Source organism: Streptomyces katrae, assembly GCF_000966975.1.
In the GTDB taxonomy this organism is placed as follows: Bacteria; Actinomycetota; Actinomycetes; order Streptomycetales; family Streptomycetaceae; genus Streptomyces; species Streptomyces katrae.
Window position 1 is genome coordinate 1 of record NZ_JZWV01000722.1, and the last position, 5,332, is coordinate 5,332.

The following is a 5,332-nucleotide window of genomic DNA, read 5'->3' on the forward strand; positions in this document are numbered from 1 at the left end:
CAGGGCAGTCCCAGTTGGCTCCGGCCCTACGAGGTTAGGGTGCTGATTCACGAACCGAGGAGGGCTGGCGTGCACGACAGACCGCGGCTTGAGGAAGCCATTGATGTCCTGCGCGCCGAGCTGGACGTCGGGCGATCGACGAAGACCGAGTTGACCACTCGGGCTGCGTGGCTGGCCTTCATGCGATTCGCGCGGCAGCGCTTTGCCACCGCGCCCACACCCGACTCAGACGGCCTGCTCTTCCAGTACGGCACGTACGCCTTCAGCGGGCGGCCGATGTTCACTGTGGACCTCACGCGGCAGTTCGACGTCAGTGACGACAAGGGTGAGCACGAGCACTACCTACAGGTTCACTGCGAACTCCGCTACGAGCGCGAACCCGTCCTGGATGCCCTGGGTAGCTTCGATTCCTGGTTCTTCCACGACACCAATGGGGACCTCGACGAGTGGTTCGCCGCCATGGAGAGGCACCTCGAACTGTTGCTTGCTCGCAGGCCCTCCGAGATCGATGTGTACGAGGAGCCGGTATAGGTCGTCACGCCAGCAGGACTCGCTTGCGTAGGAGGTCGAAGCCGGCGCGGCCGAACATCTGGCGTTTGAGCATCTTGATCCGGTTGACGTGGCCTTCGGCGACGCCGGAGTTCCAGGGCGGGGCGAGGCCGGCGATGACGGCGTCGCGGTCCCGGCAGACCACCTCGACACCAGGCCGCTGGGCGAGCCAGGCCGTCAGGCTCGACGCTTCTCGATCGGGTAAGAGATCGAATGGACGGCGGGTTTCGACGTCCACCAGAACAGTGCCGTAGTGGCGGCCCTTGCGGGTGGCGTACTCGTCGACGCCGACCACGCGCGGCGTCGGCACCTTCGGCTCAGGCAGCGCTTCGACCAGGCACAAGACCGTACTCCGGCTGATGGACATGCCGAGCATGACAGCCAAGCGGCGCCGGTTTGACCGGCCAGGGCAAGGCCGACTGCGGTCAGGGTGGATCGCAGCCGCTCGGTGCGCTGGCCATAGTTGCGGGTCAGGCCGGGTATCTGCTCAACGAACGTCCGGCGCGGGCACTTCGTGTTCCGGCACCGGAACCGCCGGACCCGCAGCTGGAGTACGACGCTTCGCCCGGCACCCAGGCCTGGAGCATTGCTTCCCGGCCGCCCCCGGATCTCCACCTCCTTCTCCACCCCCGGGTCCAGGTGCGGAAGGCGGCTCCGCAGCAGTCTGGAGGGCATGACAGCAACCGAGTGGATCACCGACATCGCCCTCGTCCTGATCGTCTTCCGGCAGCTACGGGAGGGCCCTCTGGACCGGAAGACCTTCCTGCTCCCGCTGGCGATCGTGGCCTTCGTGGGGTACTCGTACCTGGACTCCGTCCCCACCGACGGCAACGACCTCGTCCTGATCGGCACCCTGACGGCCGTGGGTGCCGCGCTCGGCATCGCCGGCGGCATCTACACCCGGATCCGCAGCCTCGACGGAGCTCTCCTGATCAAGGCGGGCGCCGTGTCGGCGGTCCTCTGGATCGCCGGGATGGGGGCCCGGATGGGCTTCCAGACCTGGGTGGAACACGGCGGCGGCGCCGATGACGTGGCCCGGTTCAGCCTCGCCCACCACATCACCAGCCAGCAGGCGTGGGTCGCGGCCTTCGTGCTGATGGCGCTCACCGAGGTCGTCACCCGAGTGGCCACGATCTACATCCGCAGCCGGGCCATGGCGAAGGCCGCCACCCGCCCCGTGCTCGGCACCACGGTCTGACCGTGCCGTATCTTCGGCCTGTGCCCGCAGACCAGAGCGCCCCGCACCCCGGCGACGACGCCGGCCGGAGTGCGGGCGCGCGCCCCGTGCCGGGGCACGACGTGCGCGTGCAGTGGGTGATCTCCCTCGCGGTCGTCGTCGTGGGACTCCTGACGATCCGGCCCATGGGGCCGACCGGCCGGGGCTTGGCCGTGGCAGCCCTGTTCGTGGTCAACTCCGCCGCGCTGCTGGCCCGCCGGCTGCCCGAACACAAGGTCCCGCCGCGCATCGCCGTCGGCTGGCTGACGCTCGGGGTCGTCGCGGCGGCCGCCCTGATCGGCCTCAGCAGCAGCGGAACGGGTTACCTCTTCGCCTTCTTCCTCGCCGGCCACATCGGATACCGGCTGGAGACCAGACAGGCCCTCGTCGTGGCGGGATTCTGCAGCCTGCTCTGCGGTGCCGTGCTGTACTTCCGCCTGGGACCGGGGCACGAGGCGCTGCCCTGGGTGTTCGGCCTCGCCACCGGCGCCCCGGTCCTGATCGGCATCGTCAACCGCAGCCAGCGGCAGGCCGTACGGGCGGCGATCGATGCGGCGGAGTCGGCCGAACGCGCCGCCCGCGCCGAGGCGCGTACCGCCGTGCTGACCGAACGCGGCCGGATCGCCCGGGACGTGCACGACGTCCTGGCGCATTCCCTCGCCGGGATCAACATGCAGCTGGAGCTGGCCGACGCGCTGATCGACACGGGGGATCTGGAGAAGGTGCGCGAGGCCCACGCCAAGGCACACAGCCTCGTCAAGGAGAGCCTGAAACAAGCACAGTGGACCGTCCACGCCCTGCGTGAGGACGCGCTGCCGCTGCGGGAGACCCTGGCCTCGATGCTCGCCTCCGCAGGCCACCGGGACGTCCTCACCGTCACCGGGACGGTGCGCGAGGTGCCCGCCCAGGCCGTCCAGAACCTGCTGAGGATTGCCCAGGAGGCCCTGACCAACGCGGCCCGGCACGCTCCCGGGGGAGCCGTCTCCATGGAGCTGGTGTTCACCCCGGAGTCGACTGTGCTGAGGATCCGCAACCGCCCCGCCACCCGCCCGGCGGCCCCGGGCGCGGGCAGCGGGATGGGTCTGATCGGCATGCGCGAACGCGTAGCCTTGCTCGGGGGAACGCTGACCGCGGGCCCGGTCACGGAGGGCCCGCATCTGGGCGACTGGCAAGTGGAGGCAGTGATCCCGCAATGACCGAAGCGGTCGCACAGGAGGAGCAGTTGAAGGTGGTCGTCGCCGACGACCAGGCCGCCGTCCGTGAGCCCCTCGCCGCGGTCCTCGCCCTGGCCGAGGGTATCGAGGTCGTCGCGGCGGCGGCGAACGGCACCGAGGTGCTGGCGGCGGTCGCGGCCGGCCCGGTGGACGTGGTGCTGATGGATCTGAGGATGCCCGTCATGGACGGGATCGAGACGACCCGCCGACTGGCCGGTGAGTACCCGGACGTCGCGGTGGTGGTCCTGACGACCTTCGCCGACGACGACTCGATTCTCGGCGCGCTGGGCGCGGGGGCCCGCGGCTACCTGACCAAGAACGCCGGACGCCAGGACATCACCCGCGCGATCCGTGCCGCGGCCGCCGGCCAGTCCGTACTCGACCGCGAGGTCCAGGACCGCCTCCTGGCCACCGCCAGGACCCACGCGCCCCCGGCCTACCGTCCCTTGCCCGAGGACCTCACCCCGCGCGAACGCGAAGTCCTCGCGCTGATCGGCGAGGGCCTGCCCAACCGGGGCATCGCCGAGCGGCTCTTCATCAGCGAGGCCACGGTCAAGACGCACATCAACAACCTGTTCGCCAAGGCAGGGATCCGCGACCGCGCGGACGCCGTCCGCCGCGCCATCGCCGCGGGCCTGGCCTGAGCTGTCGTGGACCACGCGATGTTGATGTCGGATCACGGCCGGTTCGCGTGGCGGGGCGGCGGCCCGTAGCTGGTAGGCGACCGTCTGGGGGCGCGGGAACGCCCGGTCAGGGTGCGGGTAGCCCGTGCCGATATGGCGTGCGGGGGTGAGCCGCCCGTGTCCCCTATGGCTGCGTCCGCAATGAAGGGCCCCGTTCAGAGATCCTCGGCATCCGGGTAGTGCTGGCGAAGTTCGCTGAGTACGCGCTCGTCGACGGCCATGACATCCCACGAGGAGCTGTCGAACTCGGTCAGGACGAGCACCAGCTCGTCCCCGGCGAACCCACGTGCTTCGGCGTTGATCAACTGGAGGAAGGGGGTCGTCAGCGACAACAGCGTCAACATATCCATGCCGGCGTCGGCGGACCGTCTCTCCATCTCGACACAGCGAGGATCGACGATCTCGTCGCACTCAATGCGCCACGTCAGGTCCAAGCCGGAGCTGCCGAGCCGAACCAGCACCTCAGCCAGGGTCACGTAGTGCTCTCCGTGCCAGGCAGGAAACGTGATCCCCCTCATCCCCGCCTCTGCTACAGCTGTATCGCGTGACATGCGGCCCCTTCGCTCAACGAACACTAGGCCATGGCCGTGATCAGCTCATACGATCCATCGGACAGGCCCGCTCGCCCCGGGAGGCATAGATGATCACGACTCAATGTTGCGCGACACGAGGTTGTTGATGCCTGAGCAGGTCTTCAACTCGTCGCAGCGAGTCCCGGAAGATTGCGGCGCGGCTGGACGTTGGCTGCAGGTATGAAGATCGGCGAGGCTAGCAGAGTCAGCGGTGTGAGTGCGCGGTCGTTGCGGCACTACGAGGACGAGGGCTTGATCGTCCCTGGTCGTTTCAGCAATGGGTTCCGTGACTACTGCCAGTCCACCATCGATCGGGTGCTCGTCATCCGGTCGCTGCTGCAGTCCGGGCTGCCCGTGCGGTTGATCAGGGAAGTCCTGCCCAGCCTCACTGACGGAACCGATGCCGGCACCGAGGTGGTGTGTGCGGAGTTCCTGCACGAGGTGCAGGGCTATCGCGATCGGCTCGCCGCCCGCATTGCCGTTCTCAGCGATCAGCAGGCGGCACTCGACGCCTACTTGAGAGAGGCCCGCTGTACTGATCTCTGACGACCGCTTGACCTTGACGTAAGTGTGAGGTTCCTACGGTCGGTGCATGGAGATCAACACGCAGCAGAACACCGCCGAGCAGACCGTTCGAGCACTGGTCCAGCGGTCGCACCGGGGGCCGAAGGACCTGACTCTTGTGACGAATCACCGCCGCCCCTCCCCAGGGCCCGGCGAGTACCTGATCCGCGTCGGCGCCGCCGGGGTCAACTTCGCCGATGTCATGCAGACCCGTGGCACCTACGGAGGAGGCCCGCAGGCACCCTACGTGGCGGGCTTTGAGGCGGCCGGTGCAATCGTGGGGGTCGGCGCGGACGTCGAGAATCCGCTGCCACTTGGGACCCATGTCGTCGGAGCCGGCCCCGGCGCCTTCGCGCAGTACATGACGATGCCGGCCGCGGGGGTACTTCCCGTACCGTCAGGCTGGAACGATGCCCAGGCTCTCGGTCTGGTGCTGAACTGGGCCACCGCGTTGGCGGCACTGAAGCCGTTGGGCGAGATCAAACCGGGCGAGGCGGTGCTCGTTCATGCCGCGGCCGGCGGCGTCGGGCAGGC

Annotated in this window: 7 protein-coding genes and 1 pseudogene; 6 read left to right on the plus strand and 2 right to left on the minus strand. The window is 68.8% G+C overall.

Translation table 11 applies throughout. The annotated features are described in order from the left end of the window. The coding region (locus VR44_RS25110) for a hypothetical protein (RefSeq protein WP_211275125.1) at positions 1-531 on the plus strand (531 nt) is incomplete at its 5' end. A 145-nt stretch (positions 532-676) separates the two neighbouring features. Here the strand turns inward: VR44_RS25110 and VR44_RS49210 are convergent. Next, positions 677-1,119: pseudogene (locus VR44_RS49210) on the minus strand (transposase); the annotation flags it as partial. A 103-nt stretch (positions 1,120-1,222) separates the two neighbouring features. Here VR44_RS49210 and VR44_RS25120 point away from each other — a divergent pair. Genes VR44_RS25120 through VR44_RS25130 form a run of 3 tightly spaced genes read left to right on the plus strand, consistent with a single transcriptional unit; the run spans position 1,223 to position 3,623 of the window. Beyond that, entirely contained in the window at positions 1,223-1,747 is a 525-nt protein-coding gene (locus tag VR44_RS25120) for a hypothetical protein (RefSeq protein WP_045949864.1), read from the plus strand. A 2-nt stretch (positions 1,748-1,749) separates the two neighbouring features. Then, on the plus strand, positions 1,750-2,961 hold the full coding sequence (locus VR44_RS25125; RefSeq protein ID WP_094191903.1) for a sensor histidine kinase: 1,212 nt from the start codon (positions 1,750-1,752) through the stop codon (positions 2,959-2,961). After that, positions 2,958-3,623 carry a response regulator transcription factor gene (locus VR44_RS25130; RefSeq protein ID WP_045949865.1) on the plus strand — a complete coding sequence of 222 codons (666 nt, stop codon included), beginning with the start codon at positions 2,958-2,960 and terminating at the stop codon, positions 3,621-3,623. The genes VR44_RS25125 and VR44_RS25130 overlap by 4 nt, the downstream gene beginning before the upstream one ends. A 194-nt stretch (positions 3,624-3,817) precedes the next feature. Here VR44_RS25130 and VR44_RS25135 read toward each other — a convergent pair whose 3' ends face one another. Continuing rightward, complete coding sequence (locus tag VR44_RS25135) at positions 3,818-4,138, minus strand: hypothetical protein (protein ID WP_245692169.1); 321 nt, start codon at positions 4,136-4,138, stop codon at positions 3,818-3,820. A gap of 276 nt (positions 4,139-4,414) precedes the next feature. Here VR44_RS25135 and VR44_RS25140 point away from each other — a divergent pair, with 276 nt between their 5' ends. Together VR44_RS25140 and VR44_RS25145 are read left to right on the plus strand one after the other, a co-directional pair. After that, on the plus strand, positions 4,415-4,780 hold the full coding sequence (locus tag VR44_RS25140) for a MerR family transcriptional regulator (protein ID WP_045949867.1): 366 nt from the start codon (positions 4,415-4,417) through the stop codon (positions 4,778-4,780). Between the two features lie 46 nt (positions 4,781-4,826). Next, positions 4,827-5,332 (plus strand): alcohol dehydrogenase catalytic domain-containing protein (locus VR44_RS25145; protein WP_045949868.1); only part of this gene is annotated, 506 nt, incomplete at its 3' end.